12 protein-coding genes and 3 pseudogenes are annotated in these 16,488 nt (G+C 61.2%); 8 read left to right on the top strand and 7 right to left on the bottom strand.

All coding sequences use genetic code 11. From position 1 onward, the window contains the following. Positions 1-643: 643 nt before the first annotated feature. A complete protein-coding gene (locus QN239_RS02685) occupies positions 644-868 on the top strand; it encodes a hypothetical protein (RefSeq protein WP_499008066.1) in 225 nt (74 codons plus the stop codon). A 147-nt stretch (positions 869-1,015) separates the two neighbouring features. Here the strand turns inward: QN239_RS02685 and mspA are convergent, their stop codons facing one another. After that, the gene (mspA, locus tag QN239_RS02680; protein WP_499008065.1) at positions 1,016-1,678 is read right to left on the bottom strand and encodes a porin MspA; all 663 of its coding nucleotides are present in this window, start codon (positions 1,676-1,678) and stop codon (positions 1,016-1,018) included. A gap of 241 nt (positions 1,679-1,919) precedes the next feature. Continuing rightward, positions 1,920-2,087 (bottom strand): hypothetical protein, encoded by a 168-nt coding sequence (locus QN239_RS02675; RefSeq protein ID WP_499008064.1) that lies wholly within the window; start codon positions 2,085-2,087, stop codon positions 1,920-1,922. Between the two features lie 90 nt (positions 2,088-2,177). On the opposite strand from QN239_RS02675, the pseudogene QN239_RS02670 reads away from it, so the two are divergent. Beyond that, a pseudogene (locus QN239_RS02670) lies at positions 2,178-2,650 on the top strand (transposase); the annotation flags it as partial. Between the two features lie 1,171 nt (positions 2,651-3,821). Here the strand turns inward: QN239_RS02670 and QN239_RS02665 are convergent. The 3 genes from QN239_RS02665 to QN239_RS02655 all read right to left on the bottom strand — a co-directional run bounded on the left by QN239_RS02665 (position 3,822) and on the right by QN239_RS02655 (position 6,049). After that, on the bottom strand, positions 3,822-4,181 hold the full coding sequence (locus tag QN239_RS02665) for a hypothetical protein (protein ID WP_499008063.1): 360 nt from the start codon (positions 4,179-4,181) through the stop codon (positions 3,822-3,824). A gap of 114 nt (positions 4,182-4,295) precedes the next feature. Then, positions 4,296-4,520 carry a hypothetical protein gene (locus QN239_RS02660; protein ID WP_499008062.1) on the bottom strand — a complete coding sequence of 75 codons (225 nt, stop codon included), beginning with the start codon at positions 4,518-4,520 and terminating at the stop codon, positions 4,296-4,298. A gap of 356 nt (positions 4,521-4,876) precedes the next feature. Then, on the bottom strand, positions 4,877-6,049 hold the full coding sequence (locus tag QN239_RS02655) for a GGDEF domain-containing protein (protein WP_499008061.1): 1,173 nt from the start codon (positions 6,047-6,049) through the stop codon (positions 4,877-4,879). Between the two features lie 308 nt (positions 6,050-6,357). Here QN239_RS02655 and QN239_RS02650 point away from each other — a divergent pair, with 308 nt between their 5' ends. Continuing rightward, positions 6,358-6,828, top strand: coding sequence for a pyridoxamine 5'-phosphate oxidase family protein (locus tag QN239_RS02650; RefSeq protein ID WP_499008060.1), 471 nt, complete (start codon positions 6,358-6,360; stop codon positions 6,826-6,828). A 238-nt stretch (positions 6,829-7,066) separates the two neighbouring features. Here QN239_RS02650 and QN239_RS02645 read toward each other — a convergent pair whose 3' ends face one another. After that, complete coding sequence (locus QN239_RS02645; protein ID WP_499008059.1) at positions 7,067-7,729, bottom strand: hypothetical protein; 663 nt, start codon at positions 7,727-7,729, stop codon at positions 7,067-7,069. Positions 7,730-7,925: 196 nt separating this feature from the next. On the opposite strand from QN239_RS02645, the pseudogene QN239_RS02640 reads away from it, so the two are divergent. From QN239_RS02640 to QN239_RS02620, 5 genes and pseudogenes are all read left to right on the top strand, one after another. Then, a pseudogene (locus QN239_RS02640) lies at positions 7,926-9,154 on the top strand (IS3 family transposase). Positions 9,155-9,931: 777 nt separating this feature from the next. Continuing rightward, a complete protein-coding gene (locus QN239_RS02635; protein ID WP_499008058.1) occupies positions 9,932-11,407 on the top strand; it encodes an amino acid permease in 1,476 nt (491 codons plus the stop codon). After that, a complete protein-coding gene (locus tag QN239_RS02630; protein WP_499008057.1) occupies positions 11,404-12,810 on the top strand; it encodes an NtaA/DmoA family FMN-dependent monooxygenase in 1,407 nt (468 codons plus the stop codon). The genes QN239_RS02635 and QN239_RS02630 overlap by 4 nt, the downstream gene beginning before the upstream one ends. A 118-nt stretch (positions 12,811-12,928) precedes the next feature. Then, positions 12,929-13,870 (top strand): annotated as a pseudogene (locus QN239_RS02625) (integrase core domain-containing protein). Positions 13,871-13,943: 73 nt separating this feature from the next. Then, the gene (locus tag QN239_RS02620; protein ID WP_499008056.1) at positions 13,944-14,351 is read left to right on the top strand and encodes a methyltransferase family protein; all 408 of its coding nucleotides are present in this window, start codon (positions 13,944-13,946) and stop codon (positions 14,349-14,351) included. Between the two features lie 41 nt (positions 14,352-14,392). Here QN239_RS02620 and QN239_RS02615 read toward each other — a convergent pair whose 3' ends face one another. Continuing rightward, positions 14,393-16,306, bottom strand: a complete 1,914-nt coding sequence (locus QN239_RS02615) for a glycoside hydrolase family 43 protein (RefSeq protein ID WP_499008055.1) — start codon at positions 16,304-16,306, stop codon at positions 14,393-14,395. Between the last annotated feature and the right edge of the window lie 182 nt (positions 16,307-16,488).

Here is a 16,488-nt window from a genome sequence, read left to right as displayed (position 1 = left end):
GCACTGAGGGCATTCAATGACGAAGGCCCACCGCGAGTTAATGACCAGTGGTGTCCACAACTGCTCAGCAGGATGGCCCACCGGCGGGGCTGTCTGCAGACAGCGCGCACAATGGGTGTCGATCGATGTATGCGGCACACTTTGAGCCTAGAGTCTGCGCGACGCAGAGCGGTTCGCTGTAGGGGTAACGGCTGACACACTTCGCCTCCGCAGTTAACTAGTACACAGTCTGGATGTGCAGACAGGGCTGCCGCGGCCAGCCGGCACCGCCGAATCTGCAGCCGGGTGAAGCACGCCGGTATCAGTGGACCGATTTGGGGGTCTAGGGGCCATCTGGCTGGGGTTGGGGGTCGCGGTCCACTATAGGCGAGCTCTGTTGTTCGCTAGAGCAGACCGAGGGTTGCCGCGCTCTCACCCTGTATGCGTTTTGAGTGATCAGGCCCGACTGACTTTGGGCCAGATCACCCAGCGGTGCCGTTCGGTTTGCCTGTCTAACCCCGACTAACCTTGTCGAGCCTATCTGCCATTGCCGATAGGTCCTAGAACTCTCGCAGTTTAGGTAGGCCATTCTCCTCGGGTGTCGTTTGGACGTGTGACCGGCCGTGGTTCTTGCATCTGCCGCTGGCTACAGTGAAACTTCGCCTTGATCGTTAAGGTAGCAGTCATTTCCGGCGAGATTCACTGGCTTGCTGACCGTGATCGGTTCTGCGTCAATATTTTCCATGTCATCGTGTCAGTGAGTCAAAGCTTGGCCGATGCAATGGTGATCGCACTCCGCCGCTACACCGGCGATCGACTCCATAAAGCGAGAACCGGTTGCCACCGTTACCAAACGCTCCTTGACGAAAGCACCGCCGAGGCCGGCTGATCCGCCCTCAAGCAGATAAGTTGTCTCCACAGCGAACGCTGGCGTGCTCAACGGTCTGCGCGCCCATGTCGATCTGGTGATCGCATATCTCTGGGGGGATCGAGGAGGTTTGATCTGTCAGTAGTGGAGGTGTCGGATCATTGTGCCTCAGTTCATGTTCCAGGGCTCGCCGTAGGTGGTGACCGAGTCACCCTCCTTGGCGATCAGCCGAGCGAACGGACGCAGCAGCACACCACCGGCAGCACCGGTCACCGTGCCATGCGCATTCGACACCGCCACCGCACCATTGGCACCCGAAACATCAGTGGAGAAGGTCGCCACTTCCTGGATACCCGGGCCGTTACCCAGATCCGCGCTGATCGACGCACCCGGGAACAGGTTCGGCGTGACCACCTGTACCGGGTTGAAGGCCGGATTGGCTGCCACGCTTATTCCGTTGGCGCCCAGAGATACGTTGACGGGGTTAAGATTTGCGTCGTCGAGCAGGATGTTCGGCGTGGTGTAGCTGAAGTTGATACCCACACCGAGCGACCACGGGAAGCCGATCTGGTAACCCAGCTCCAACGTGCCGGCGAAGTCATCCGCGCCCGGGCCCGAGACGATGTACTTGGCCTTACCCGAATGGAACCACTCACGGGTCAGCCGGTTGCGGTCCAACGGGAACACACCATTGAGGAACGTGTCCCACTGCTGGACGGTGAGGGTCCGGTCCTTGCCGTCAACGAGACTCAACTCGTTGTCCAGACCTGCGTGAGAAGTGCCCGTACCCACGAACAGAACAGCGATGGTGACGGCTACCACGGCAATCATGGACAACCGAGCACGTCCGAAATGAAGGCACCTCATAGACTCCCCCTGCAGTATCCCGAGGATCACGCCACCGGGTGACTGTGATCGAGCGCTGACTCGGAGTCGGACCTTGCAGCAAACGCGTAGTTGTCTCAGATCCGACCGCCGGCATAAGTACACCAGGGCAGACCCACTCGTGAGGCTCTGAGCGATCTATCGTGTTGACAATCACCAGAATTCTTCATCGTGTCCAGAATCACTTCTACTTGTGTTCGATCACGTCAATGGCCTTCCGCCGATGCGGAGCTGTGACGGCGTGGCTGGCACCCGCGGCGAGCGGCACCATGACGATCAACGCGAAGCCCACCTGCCACCACCGATGCGCACTCCACCCCGACTGGTCACCCGGCAGAAGATCCCCCACGATCATCACTGTTACCTTCTCGTGGCCCATGGAGCAGCGACCACGGTCGCCAGGCCGGTATGACTTCTTCCCCCTGTCTCTCGCATGATCCGGGGTGCCGATTCACTGAAAATCATTCAGCTGCAGCGACAAACGATCGCCGCGGAGATCAAGGCGATACTCGACGACCACCCCCTTGCCAAGGTCATGACCTCGATGCCCGGCGTCGGTGTCAGGACCGGTGCTCGCATCCTGCTCGAAGTCGGCGACGGCTCGGCCTTCGCCTCGGCCGGCCACCTGGCCTCCTACGCCGGGATCGCCCCGTCACCCATCGCTCCGGCAGGTCCATACGCGGCGAGTACCCCGCCCGATCCGGCAACCACAAACTAAAACGCGCGCTGTTCCTGTCCGCCTTCGCCGCCCTTCACGACCCGACAAGCCGCAGCTACTACGACCGCAGAGGGCGGAGGGCGGAGGGCAAGAAACACAACGGCGCCCGCATCTGCCTAGCACGACGCCGCGGCGACGTCCTCTACTCAATGCTGAGAACCAAACATCTCTATAAAGATTTGCAACCCGCGGCCGCCTGAACATCGACCCGAACCAGGTCATACACATACGACCGATCACCCTTGCAACTCACCCACACAATCTCGGGCGGAAGATCACCACACCCGGTATGGCCGAACGGGCGACTCGACACCTCGGCGGCCTCGTTGCAGACCACCCAGCCGAAGTCTAGGAGTCGTCGACACCAAACATCGAGGTCGCTCCGCTTATACGACGGAAAGCCATCCACCTCCCCATCGCGAACGAACTCCTAGGTCAACCCGTCCACACGCCGCACAAACCGCACGCCCACCATCCAGCCATTCTCAACGGCAGACCCCCACCGCCTCAACCGAGTATCAGCCCGTCAACCCTGACGAAGCACATACGGACAACCCCCATCAGATCCCCGGCCCGTCAGCTAAGACGAGCATCTGCAAGGTGCACTCGGGAAGCGAACGCCCCACCCACCGTGACCTCGCTTACAGCAACGCTCTGGAAGATCTCCGCCGGGGGCAGCACCCCCGCCAGGTACGACTTCATCATTTCCACCGAAAACCACTGGAAATACCGAAAAGTAGGCACAGTTACAGATATTGGACTGATTATCAATCACCCACCACGCCACGTCGACGAGCAGCATTTGATGCCGTCGTCATCTGCGCACGCTCACCGCCACACACGCGACCACCAAAAGCGACTGGAGCACCGGGTGTGGATGTGCGGTGACAAACTGGTTGTGGAATCCGATGCGCTTCCGCGAATGAGGGGCTCGGCGGCCGCCGCGCCGTCCCCGATCGGGGGAGATCGTTAGGTGTCTACCCGGGGGGTGGGTAGACAAAGGGACGGGGGAGAAACCGGCCGCCGAGTCGTCCCATTAGCTCACACCTGGCACCGCAATCCCCTCGCCACCCACGTGATTCGCATCACAAATGCCCGGGCCCGGCGCTACCCGCCGATGCAGAGGCCACCACCATCGATCCAAAACCCCCGTCACCGAACATGGCATGGGCACTTACTAATTCGCGCTCCAGGCACGTGAGACACGATCTGATTGTTCTCGGTTCACTACCAAACCAGACACGGCTGCTCAACCGAATTGGCGGCGGGTGCCCAACCATCCATGCCGGCCCCGAGCGTCCACCACGGTGTTGGCCAGGCTTGAGCGAAGCCGTGATCTGCACGCAGCAACACAGTGACTGCGGTGGGACCTCAGACCGGATCGTTCATGCCCGGCGCGTCGGTGAAGTCAATGACTTCGAGGTGGTTGCCGAGAAAGTAACCTGGCCGCACGGTCTTGGGTAACCCGAACGGTAACTGGCGGCCCAGATCCCGGGTATCCCCGATCTCGGGCAAACCACTGGACACCACCAGCTGTTCATCGAGTGCACAACCCCAGACCACGGGCAACTCAACCAGGCAACACCCTAACGCAGGGCAATGCCTGCGGGCGTACCGTGCCGGGATTCTGTACTGGCCGGTCATCGCGATGACCGGCCAGTACGAAAAATCCTCGACGCTGCCTCTACCACGAGAGTACTGCCTGTCACGCTGCACCGAGTCACGGACCACAGAGCGCTGCTGTTCGGTGGGTGTTACTCCCTAGGCTTGCTGGTTGAGACTCCGCTGCGCGGGTGAGCACGGCCGCGTGGGCTCGGGGAGGATGTGCACGTCACGGTGGTGCGCTTAGGCGCTTGCCAGGTCGACGCTGTCAAGGAAGACCAGGACGCCGTCATCGAGGGTGATCGCCCAACGGCGGCTGGGCGCCACGATGAGATCCTCACCGATCGTGACGGCCACCCCGGCGCTGTCACCGAAATCCTCAACAACGGTGCCGCCGCGTTCTTCGCTCGTGCCAGGGTAAACCAGGACCCGCTGCCCGATCATGAAGTCCGAGACACTATCCGTCACGATCAAAATGTACCGCGCGCAGCCACCACACGCATTGGCTGAATGAGACGTCAGTCGTTTGTCCAGGGTCGGGCGTTGGCAACACGTCTGAGATGGCAACCCAGCTGAGAGCCCGTCTCGCTTCTGCGATACCACCGTGATGTGGGGTGGAGCGTTGAGAAGTCCACGTCCCCATGCCACCAAAGTGTGGCAGGTACGGCGATCGGGCGATCGCCTAGCACCTCCACGGCATCCTGCGCGCCAAGTATTCGGCTGCCGCTGCCCACACGGTGAAACCGCAGCACGCAACCGATAACGCGACACAGCGCTAGATCACCGTCGGTGGAACCGGTTGGGCGGCGGGTGCGGGGCCGCCATTAGCGGCCGCCAGCAGTCGGTACGTATATCGACTGGTTGCCGCCGATGCGCTTGGCTTCAAACATCGCCTGATCGGCACGATCGAGCAGGCTTTCCCACATCTGGGCTGCGTTCGCGGTGTCTGAGCAGAGTGTTGCGATCGGCACGCTGGTCGCTCCGATGCTGGCGGTGACTGGTATGGAATCATCCGGTGAGCAGAGCGCCGCACATACCCGCTCGGCGGCCCCCGCGCAGCCGTTGGGGGGTACCACCGCGATGATGATGAACTCTTCGCCCCCCACCCGGGCGACGACGGAGTGCGCGCCCACTGCCGCCGCGATGCGCCGCGCGGTGCGTATCAGCACCTCATCTCCGACGCCGTGTCCGTGCGCGTCGTTGATGTCTTTGAAGCGGTCCAGATCAGCGAGGATGACCACGACGTGGTCAGCGCCGAATGCTCTGCCCGCCAGAAGATTTCGCACATACAGCCGAACGCCGCGGCGGTTTAGCAAGCCGGTGAGCGGATCGCGCAGCGACTCATTGGCCTCGTTTTGCAGTATCCAGATACCGAGTTGGATGGCGAGCGGGGCGAACGCCAGGCTGGCCCCGACGATCAGTTTCACCGCGCCCAGCGCGATATCGCCTCCGGTGTCGTGGACGGTATTGAGAGCCAGCAACAAGACCACGATGGTAATCCAGACAGAATGCAGCAAAAGGACTTTCGCGTCCTCGTAGAAGACAAGGTAGAACGACAGTAGGACCAGGACCGTCGGCCCGAATCCCACGACCGAGGTGTTCGTGTTGATCAGCATGACCAAGACAATCGCGGCGTCCACAGAAGCGATGAACACCCGCGAGGTGCTTCTTGTCGGCCATCCACCCAGCCACCAGCGCAGCGCCCACCCCAGGGCCCCGAAGGCAACGGCGCCCGCGAGCAGGCGCGCGGTCGGCGTGCCCGGACCGGCCGGAGAGAATTGCATGATGGTGGCGATGACCGCGACCATCGCCAAACCAGCACCGAAGAGCAGCTGGTTGGCCCACAAAAGTCCGCGCGTGGCGAAGAATGCGACCTGGGTGCCGTAATCGACCGGGGTGCGCCACCACCGAGCAATCATGTTCGACAGCGCCGACCCCCGTGGATCGTCGAAAGGAATCGACGGCCCCGCACACGAATCAGAACTGCTGAGCACCACCAGCCAAGTGTATAGCTAACACTATCGAGCCGCTTGACGATCACTCAACAATATTTACGCTCGCGCAAAAGTTGCATAACTAGGCTATTTAGCAGGAAAAATACGACTCCCCGCCACACCGCGCGGGCCATGCGTTTATTAATGACGAACACTTCTCAGCAAACATTTACCGATGCGCACACGTAAATTTTCAGGCACACCGCCACGACAGCGCCGACGATAACCGGCGTTTGTTGTCGTCAAGTGACCGCTGAACTGGGGTACAACGTCCCTAGCAATGCTCGCCCGGCAGCCGGAAGATCGGGCGAATGAAAAGTACTGGCGGTACCTCGGAGCCGGCTTATGACGGGGGCTTGGGCCTGGCCCGGCTGCCCGCCGGCGCCCAGGCCCTTGATCGCACCGAGGCACTTGAGCTGTTGGCCAGTACCGACTACGGCCGAGTGGTGTTCACCCTCAACGCCCTGCCCGCGATCCGGCCAGTCAACCATCTCTTCGACCGCGACCGGATCATCATCCGTACCCGCCTGTCCTCAACGATCTCCCAGGCTGTATCGGCAAGCGATTCGCTCATCGTCGCCTACGAAGCGGACTCTGTGGACCACTGCACCCGCACCGGGTGGAGCGTGGTCGTCGTCGGCCGCGCCCACACCGTGACCGACCCTGCTGAGATCGCCCACTACGAACAACGCCTGCACCCGTGGGTCAACCACGCCGACACCGTCATCGCCATCGAACCCGATATCGTCAACGGCTTGCGCATCAACACCGCATCCGACTAGTCAACGCGTCGCAACAAATATGTCCCTGTCGATGTCTTCCCAGAAAGTTCGTGGTGGGCTCCAGCCTGCTTTCAAGACCACTACCAGCCAGCGGCAGGATTGTCACAGTTCGTGATATCCACATCGTAACCGTATGAACTGTCAGTAAACACCCCAATGACCTGGTCGAGGACAAGTTTATCCCGGTTGAAGTCCGGAGTGTCCTGTAGAATTGAAGCCCCCGCATTTGAGCCCTGAGTCATCCTCCGAGCGCACGCACAGTGGTGATATCTGAATGCGCACCACGGTCCTTTCGTCGAAGGGGCAGCGGTGGCCGGGAGCTGCGGTGGAGTTTGCGGCGAATTACCGGCCATCGAAGCCACCACCGCCGGCGCAGGACGGTGTTGCTCACCGCGTGGGTGAAGCCGGGATTGTCCTCGATGAGCACTGTGACATCGGTGGGACCCGAGACCGGGTAGTCCGCCGGCGGATCGCTGAAGTGGATCACCTCATCGGCGGTCTCCACCAGCACCGTGACCCGCAGTGTGGTGGGAATTCCGAACAACAGCTGGCGATCCGGGTTGCGGGCCTCACCGATCGCCAAAACCCCACTGGCAACGGTTAACTCGCCTTGGTACACCGGCCTTCCAAGTCCTCGGGTGTCGGTGCCGACCAGGACCCGCACCCGAACCTGGTGACCGAGAAGCTCACCGTCGAACATGCTCATCGTGCGCACCCAGATCGCGTGCACAGGCCGCGGCGGAGTCACGACACAGCCCATCGCCTCGTGCGCGAAGATGCCCGGCACGCCACGAGCGCCGACATCCTCGATCACCACAACAGCACCATCGGGTGTCACCTGCACATCACAGAGCACCGTATTCGCCATCATCGACAGACCCCCAGCCCTGTTTCCAGCCATCCATCGGCTGTAGAACCCTCACGAGTGTTTCACTCTGACGCACAATCTGTATGACCATCACATATACGGACTGACGCGTTAGTGCGGGGGGAATCGATATTCGCTTACAATCCCGCAGTAACACGGGCCTTGACCCCGTGTGTTGGACACGCTGAATACCGCAAGATTGGCGGGGGAAGCGAGATGATCCATCACGATGGCAAGGAAAAATTACCCGGACGAGTGCAAGCGGGACGCGGTAGCGCTGTACCGGGACACTGCCGGTGCGACGATCACCCAGATCGCCCAGGAACTCGCTGTCAGCGGGGTGACGCTCTCGGCGTGGTGTAAGGCGGCTGGGGTGCCAATCCGGCACCGCAACCCCTCGGCACCAACAGCGCCGGCCCACGGCGGCGAGACCCCGGAACCGGAGTTGGCCCGGCTCCGGGCCGAGAACAAGGCGTTACGCGCAACCGAGGCCGGTTGTCCACCGAGCGCGACATTTTGCGGTCGGCGGCCAAATATTTCGCCGGGAAGACGAACTGATGAGCCGCTTCCAGTTCGTCGCCGACCACCTGCACACCTTTGAGGTGAAGTGGCTGTGCGCAATCGTCGAGGTCGCCGCGTTCGTCGTTCTACGCCTGGCTGTCGGCAGCCGGACGGTCGTGCCGCCCGCAAGGCCTCCGACGAAGCGCTGGAGGCCCGTATCCGCATTGTGCACGACGCGGACAACACTTACGGGGCACCGAAGATCACCGCTGAACTCAACGACGGCGTGCCAGACGGTGAGCGGGTCAACCGCAAGCGGATAGCACGGGTGATGCGCAGCGCCAAGATCACCGGCTACCGCCGCCGACGCCGGGTGAAGACCACCGTGGCCGATCCGGCACACAGAAAGTCCCACACCTGCTGCATCGGGATTTCACCGCAGCGGCACCCAACGACAAGTACGTCGGAGACATCACCTACTTGCCGTTGGAGACCGGGGCGAATCTGTATCTGTTGACGGTGATCGACTGCTTCTCCGAACGGGTGACAGGGTGGGCGATCGCCGAGCATATGCGCACCGAACTGGTCGAAGATGCCCTCAAAGCCGCTGATGCGCTGCGCGGCTCACTGACCGGCGCAGTGCTCCACACCGACCATGGAAGTCATTACAACGCAATGGATTTCGCTACACTCTGCGAGGATCTGGGCGTCATCCAGTCTATGGGTGGGGTGGGGTCGAGCGCTGACAACGCCCTGGCCGAATCGTTCAACGCCTCCCTCAAACGCGAGATCCTGCAGGACCTCAGCCACTGGCCCGACGCTGCCACCTGCCGCCGCGAAGTATTCCGTTGGCTGGTCGGCTACAACATCCGACGACGGCATTCCCGATGCGCCTATTCCAGCCCGGCGACCTACGAACACCACCACACAACCGCTACCCTGCCACAAGCCGCGTAACCACAAATCCCGTGCCCACTACATAGGGGCAAGGCCCCCGCGGTCATGCCCAACCGCTTGGACACCGCGGTGATCGCCGCCCACTCGCTCGGATAGTCCTCACGGTGATCCAGCACCAGACGCACAGCCCTGGCCCGGGTCGTACTTGCTCGCCACGATACCCACCTTCCCAAGAAGAGAAGTGCGCATCAAACGCGGGAGGCTTCATTCAGCAGACCCGTCAGATTCAGCCGACGTTGACATTTCGAAGTCGAGTCGATCAGTCACTTGGGTCATTCGGCAGGCTACTCGCACGTTCGAGCAGACATTTTTCTCACCTTGGTTGTAATCCCTTTGAGCGCCAGAGGAAGCCGACTGTGGGGCAACCCGCTGCAACCGAGGCCTGGCCAATCGTCACGGACGTGGAATCGGTGCCACTGCTACCACCGTGCTTTGGTAGCAAATCCGGGACTGGATCCAGTCGCATGCAATCTTCGGCATTTCCTACTGGAGGCCTGTTGCGATCGCAATGATGTGTCTCGAAGTCCGGGCACTGTTGCCAGCACCCAGCAATCGTCTTGAAGCTTGCTGGCAGGGAAGGACTGCCTTTGAGTGGTGGGCTGGACCGACCTCATGCGGTCGTCGATTGCCGTAGAAAATGGCGGTTCGCAGGAGCCCGCCTTGGGAGTCGGCCAGCGGTGAGCGGGGCGTAAACATCGGATCCGTACCTTTTGTCACGTTGCTAAAGTTGTTCGAATCCGTGGACTTGGCTGCGGACGCAACTTAGGGGGATCGCCAATGAGTGATGTGACCCAACGCGCACACATCGATGAGTCCGCAGTTGGCGCACATGAGGGCAGTGTGCATCGCTCATTGCAGGCGAGGCACCTTGTGATGATCGCGTTAGGCGGGGTGATCGGGTCCGGCTTGTTCATAAGCTCGGGCTACACCATCCATCAAGCAGGTCCGTTAGGAGCGGTCTTGGCTTATCTAGTTGGGGCGTTGGTGGCGTGGCTTGTCGTGGCCTGCTTGGGTGAACTGGCGGTCCAGTATCCGGTGTCCGGCGGCTTTCAGGTGTACGCCCACAAGGCAATTGGTCCTGCGGCAGGATTCATCACCGCATGGTTGTACTGGCTGTGCTGGGTAGCGGCGCTGGGGTCCGAGTTCACAGCGAGCGGTCTGCTTATGCAGCGCTGGTTCCCCAGCGTCCCGGTATGGGTGTGGTGCGCTGTTTTCGCGATCGGACTATTCTTGTTAAACGCGATCTCAGTGCGTGGGTTTGGTGAAGCCGAGTTCTGGCTGTCCGGAATTAAGGTTGCTGCCATCGTCATCGTCATCGTCACCGGGTTCGCGGTGATCCTCGGTTTCCATGCATCTGACGGACATGCGCCTCTGCTGTCGAATTTCCACACCAGTCAGGGCTATTTCCCCAACGGTATATCAGGCGTCTTGTCCGCCATCCTTGCCGTGATCTACGCATTTTCTGGAACGGAGTTGATCGCAATCGCCGCTGGTGAGACCAAGGATCCGCACACAGTCATCCCGAAGGCGCTGCGAGTAACCTTGATCCGGTTGGTGCTCTTCTTCGTCGGCGCAATCTTTGTGATCGCCGCCCTCGTGCCGTGGAACTCAACCTGGGGTGATGATGACTCGGTTGAGGCAAGCCCGTTCGTCAGCGTCTTCCATCTTGTGGGAATCCCATACGCGGCGGATATCATCGCGGTCGTGGTGGTGGTCGCGCTGCTTTCGGCCGGCAACAGCGGGCTCTATGCTTGCTCGCGCTTGCTGTTCTCTCTTGCACAGGCAGGGCAGGTCCACCCCGTTCTCGGCCGTGTCACCCGTCGCGGCGTTCCACTCGTTGCGCTTGCGGTAAGCCTGGCTGCAGGCTTGGTGTCGCTGATATCAAGCGTGGCATCACCGGATGCCGTTTATCTAGCACTAGTCTCAGTCGCTGGATTCGCGGTGGTCGCGGTCTGGGCGGTAATCGCATACGCGCAGATCCTGAACAGGCGCCAGATCGTGCAGGCAGGTGTCGACCTCAATTCGCTGCATTACCGCACTCCCGGACACCCGTGGGTGCCGGCTATTGCGATAGTGGTGCTTGCTATTTCTCTGATCGCCGTGGCTTTCGATTCAAATCAAGTTTCAGCGCTGATATTCGGTGTTCCGTTCGTACTGCTGTGCTACGGCTACTACTACATGTTCCTGCGTACGCGTTCAGATCCATTTGCGTCGGTCGTTGACGAAGCAGTAAAGACTGAGGATAGAAATTGAGCCAACCCCTGTTCTTCGCGCTCTACGAGCAAGCCAGCGTTGGGTGCGGTGGCGCACCAGGCTTGTGGACGCATCCACTTGATGACCGCCTTGGCGTGAATGGGTTGGAGCGTTGGCGCCACACCGCTCTGACCGCCGAGGAGGCAGGTCTAGACGCATTATTCTTCGCTGACGTACTCGGTTTGTATGACGTCTACTGTCATTCCTCGGATGCCGCCGTACGATGGGCAGTCGAAGCGCCAGCCAACGATCCGTTTATATATGTCCCCGCACTTGCCGAGGTGGCCCGCTCCCTGTCATTTGTGATCACGGCCTCCACCACTTACGAGCATCCTTTTTCTCTTGCTAGGCGTTTCGGCACCCTCGACCACATCACCGACGGTCGAATCGGGTGGAACATAGTGACGTCCTATCTGGACAGTGCGGCACGCAACTTCGGGTTTGATCAGCAACATCGACACGGTGATCGCTACGCCCGTGCCGATGAATTCCTGGACGTCACCTACAAGTTGTGGGAGGCCAGCTGGGACGACGACGCGGTGGTCGCGAATAAGTCGTCAGGGGTCTATGCCCGTCCGGGCAGCGTACGGCCAATCAACCATCAGGGAGAACACTTTTCGGTAGCAGGTCCTGGACTGACCTCACCGTCAAGACAACGCACGCCGACGCTGTTCCAGGCCGGATGGTCCCCTCGGGGTAGGCAGTTTGCCGCCGAGCACGCCGAGGTGGTCCTGCTGCCCAAGTCAGATCCCGAAGAGATCCGCACTGGAGTGCGTGATATCCGGGAGCGTGCAGTCCGTGCCGGCCGCCGCGCAGAAGATATCAAGGCGCTTGCTTTGGCTAAAGTTGTGGTCGCCGGCACCACTGGTGAGGCACTCAGTAAATTCGACGATCTTCAGTCCTCTTACCACCTCGAGGCGCAGCTGGTGTCCTACGCCGGGGACACTGGCATCGATCTGAGCGGCTACCGGGACGACGAGCCATTGACCACGGAATCCAATGGCTTGACTTCTTATGTACATTCAGCAGGGCCAGGAAGCCCTCCGTTGACAGCCGGTGACGTCAAGCGCAGGTTCAGCAATCTTGTTCGCGGTAAAGATCTTTTGTTTATTGGCGACGCAGCTACTGTCGCTGACAGCATTGTCGCGCATGCGACGGCCTCCGAACTCGACGGCTACCTGATTAATCCGCTAATCAGCCCCGGAACTCTCGACGATTTCGCGACCCTGGTAGTTCCTGAACTCAAGCAGCGAGGAGCCATGGCGGACCGACAGTCCAAAGGGACTCTGCGCTCGCGAGTACGCGATGATCACTCGGACCGCTTACCTAGTGAACACCGCGCCCGCGTTATCTCTACCTATATCGTGGACTCTGCTGCACCGATACGTGATGGTTTGACCTGACCTTCTCATTTGGATTGCGGCTACTAACCTGAAACCGAGTGGCGTGTTCCCGCTGGATGAGTCCAGCCAGTTCTAGAGTCCTGTAGCCCGATGTCGGGCGTGAAGGGACGATGAACGTATGGCTGGTCGGAAGCGGCATTCTGCTGAGGACATTGTGCGCAAGTTGCGCCGCGCGGACGAGCTGACCGCGGAGGGCAAGACCGGCGAGGAAGTCGCCGCCGAACTCGGGGTCTCTGCTGCGACGTTGTACAACTGGCGCCGCGCCTACGGTGACATGGACACCGATGCCGCCAAGGAACTCAAAGAGTTGCGCGAGCAGAACGCCCGGCTCAAACGACTTCTGGCTGAGGCCGAGCTGGTCAAGGACGCACTGCGGGAGGTCGCCAAGGGAAAATTCTTGGCCCAGCTGCCAAGCGCCGCGCCGTCGACATGCTCAAGGAACCTCTTGGGCATGTCGGAGCGGTTGGCGTGCAAAGCCGTTGGGCTGGCCCGCTCGACCCACCGCCGCCTGCCTCTGTCGCAGACCCCCGCCGATCGAAGCGGATGCCCCGAATGTGGTGTGGGCGATCGACTTCCAGTTCGACTCCACCATCGACGGCAAGGCCATCAAGATCGCGTCAATGCTTGACGAGCACACCCGGGTCTCGATGCTGAACCTCGCGGAACGCTCAATCACCGGCGAGGATCTCGTCGACGAGCTGGAGTAGGTGTTCGTCGCTGCCGGCGGCCCGCCGAAGGTGATGCGGATGGACAATGGCCCGGAGTTCATTTCCCAAGCCCTGCAACAGTTCTGCGATCAAAGAGTAGGAATGTCCTACATCCCGCCCGGGACGCCGTGGAATAACGGGCACATCGAATCGTTCAACTACCGGCACCACGGAAGGAGTGCCTCAACCGCAACCACTGGAACACCCTACTCGAGGCCCGCGTGGTCATCGGCGACTTCAAGGAGGAGCACAACCACCGACACCGCCACTCATCGCTGGGCTACCGAACGCCGGCCGAGTACGCTGCCGTCTGCGGGTGCACCCACACCCCCATGGCCAGCGAGATCAACTGAATCTGGATCAAACAAACCCGACTCTAATTCCGGGTGGACTCGGTATCGGGGACTCGCCACGTCCGTCGTGGTGATGACGGTGGTGAGCGCGCTGGATCACCGGTTCGGCTGGTCGCATGTACCGACGGCGGTCGTCATCCTGGGCAATGTTCTGGTGGTGGTGGGACTGGTGCTGGCCCAGGCGGTCGTGCTGCAGAACAACTTCGCCGGGGCGAGCATCCGGGTCGAGGAGGAGCAGCCACTGGTCTCGACGGGCCTGTACGGGGCGGTGCGCCATCCCATGTACTCGGGAGCACTGATCATGATGTTCGGCACCCCGCTGGCCCTGGACTCCTACTGGGATGTGCTGGTCACGGCCCTGGCGGTGCCGATCCTGGTGGTGCGGATCCTCGATGAGGAATCCCTGCTGCGTGCCAAGTTGGCCGGCTACGACGAGTACACCCGCACGGTTCACTACCGCATCGTGCCCTATCTCTGGTGACATCGAGCCGTGCAACTGCTGACCGGATTCGGAGATTCCCGTCACCGGCGAACGAGGATAACCTCATCCAGATCCACGATGGCCAAATTCCTCGCGGTCAAGGTGATGTCGACACTCCCACTGTCTGTAGAGACCGATCCGAGACCGACACCGACGACTCCAGAAGAACTCGATATGGGCGCTCCGCCGCCAAGAGTTACCTTGAATGCGTCTGAATAGCGTGTCGGCCGCTGACGTAGATACACGTCATATTCCCCGGGCGGGACGGTCACCGTGAACGTCGCCGATCCGCCGGGAGAGAGCAGGATGCGGGTCCCGGTCTGGCCAACCAATGACTTCGAGACCAGGGAGGTCGTGAGAGCGCGCGTGGTGGTGACGTGGAGGCCTTCGATCTGGACAGTCAGGCCCGGATCGCCTGCGGGTGCCACCACCTGGTTGCTGAGCGAGTCAGGGACCCCGAGCACCGGGGTTCCGTCTTGAGCGAATTGGACCTGCTGGATCCTCGCCGTCCGATACTCGCTGGCGGACGCGCCGAACAGGTACTGACCGGCGAGCAGGCCCTGGAACGGCACCGAGTAGGCGTGGTACACGAACCAGGTTTGCGTGCCATCAGGCGAGCTGAAGAAGCTGTTGTGGCCGGGGGCCCAGACACCAGCCGCCAGGTTCGTGGTGAAGAGCGGCTGCGGGCGTTTGGCTCCGACCCATGTCTGTGCGTCGAGAAGATCTGCCGCGAGCGGCACACTCACCAACCCAAGCGAGTAACCGGCGGGGAAAAAGTAAGCACCCGCCGAGTAGACGACATTGAGGCGGTCCCCGTTGACCAGGATCTGGGGTGCCTCATTGATCGCAGATCCACGCTGTTCCCAGCCGTAAGTCGGTGTGGCGACGAGAACCGGGTCTCCCTTGGTGGTCCAAGGGTTCTCCAATTCCTGGACGTAGATGTTCTCCGTTCCGAAGCCACCTTGGGGGGTAGCGCCGAAGAATAGATACTGGCGGCCATCGGGCGCCTGGTAGACAGTGCCATCGATGGTCATTCCCGACGTGTGGGTATCCAGCATGACACCGGCCGGGGCGTAAGGCCCGGTGGGGCTATCGCCCTGACTCTCCAAAACGAACATTCGATGACCGGTGAAGAACACCGAATTCTTCGACTCCGCGCTGTAGTAGAGGTACCACCGTTTTCCGTTCGGCCCGTCGAGAAGATGTAGTTCAGGGGCCCAGACATTGGCAGCCTGCTCCGCCGGAGGTGCCGTGTTGGACGAGGGGAAAACGATGTGAGGTTCGGCGATCGACAGCAGTGCCAACGAGGGCGCCGACCTGATTTCGATGTGATCCCACGATGTGTAGGTGGCGTAGTACATTCCGTCGTTGTAGGTGATGAACGGGTCCGGCCCCCCATACACCTTGCCATCAGGCCCTGTGAAGGTTGGAATCACCGGATTCCCGATCCCGGCGATCGGCGATCTCGACGGCATTGCGATGCCGAGAAGTCCATCAACAAACCGGCCTGCCGCCTCTGTCAGCGCTTGGACAAGGGTCAGCGCGACGGTGATGACACGATGCACTGCTAAAGCAAGCGTCTTACGTGGCGCTGGCGCCGCAACGGTGATCACGGTATCCGGCGTAGGTGTTGTCGTGGCTGCGGCAACATCGGCGATGTCTGGAGCCGATGCCTGCGCGGTGCCAAGAACAATCAGAGTCGACGGTGCTGCCAAACGACTTTCGACAGATGAGACCGGCTCGGCTGCCGTGAGCCTGGCCCGTGCATGCCCGTCGCTCACTGTCGATGAAGCAACGTCTACAGCCCCATCCAGCTCGACTCGCGGTCGGCGTGTCGACTCAAAACCGCGGCCGGAAGACGCACGTGTACGCGGGGCGGGCTCCTCCGCCGGTACCTCTTCCGGCACATCCGGAGAGTTGCCGAGGACTTCGGAACCTTCGTTGGGGTGCGTCATTCGATCGATAGTCACGCCAGGCACATCGCCCGGGTGGATGTCGGTTGCGAGTGTCTTCCGTGGCAGCGCCGTGACCTTCCCCCATACCCCTGCGTCTCCCCCGCCGGCTCGCCCTCGGTCACCGTCGGCGGCAGTTCTGCGGTCACGTCGACGAGGGGTCGCCTCGCTCCTTGACGGCGAGG

The organism is Mycolicibacterium sp. Y3, from assembly GCF_051188035.1.
GTDB lineage: Bacteria > Actinomycetota > Actinomycetes > Mycobacteriales > Mycobacteriaceae > Mycobacterium > Mycobacterium fluoranthenivorans.
The sequence above is the reverse complement of the archived record's forward strand: the minus strand, read 5'-3'. Positions and strand labels throughout refer to the sequence as shown.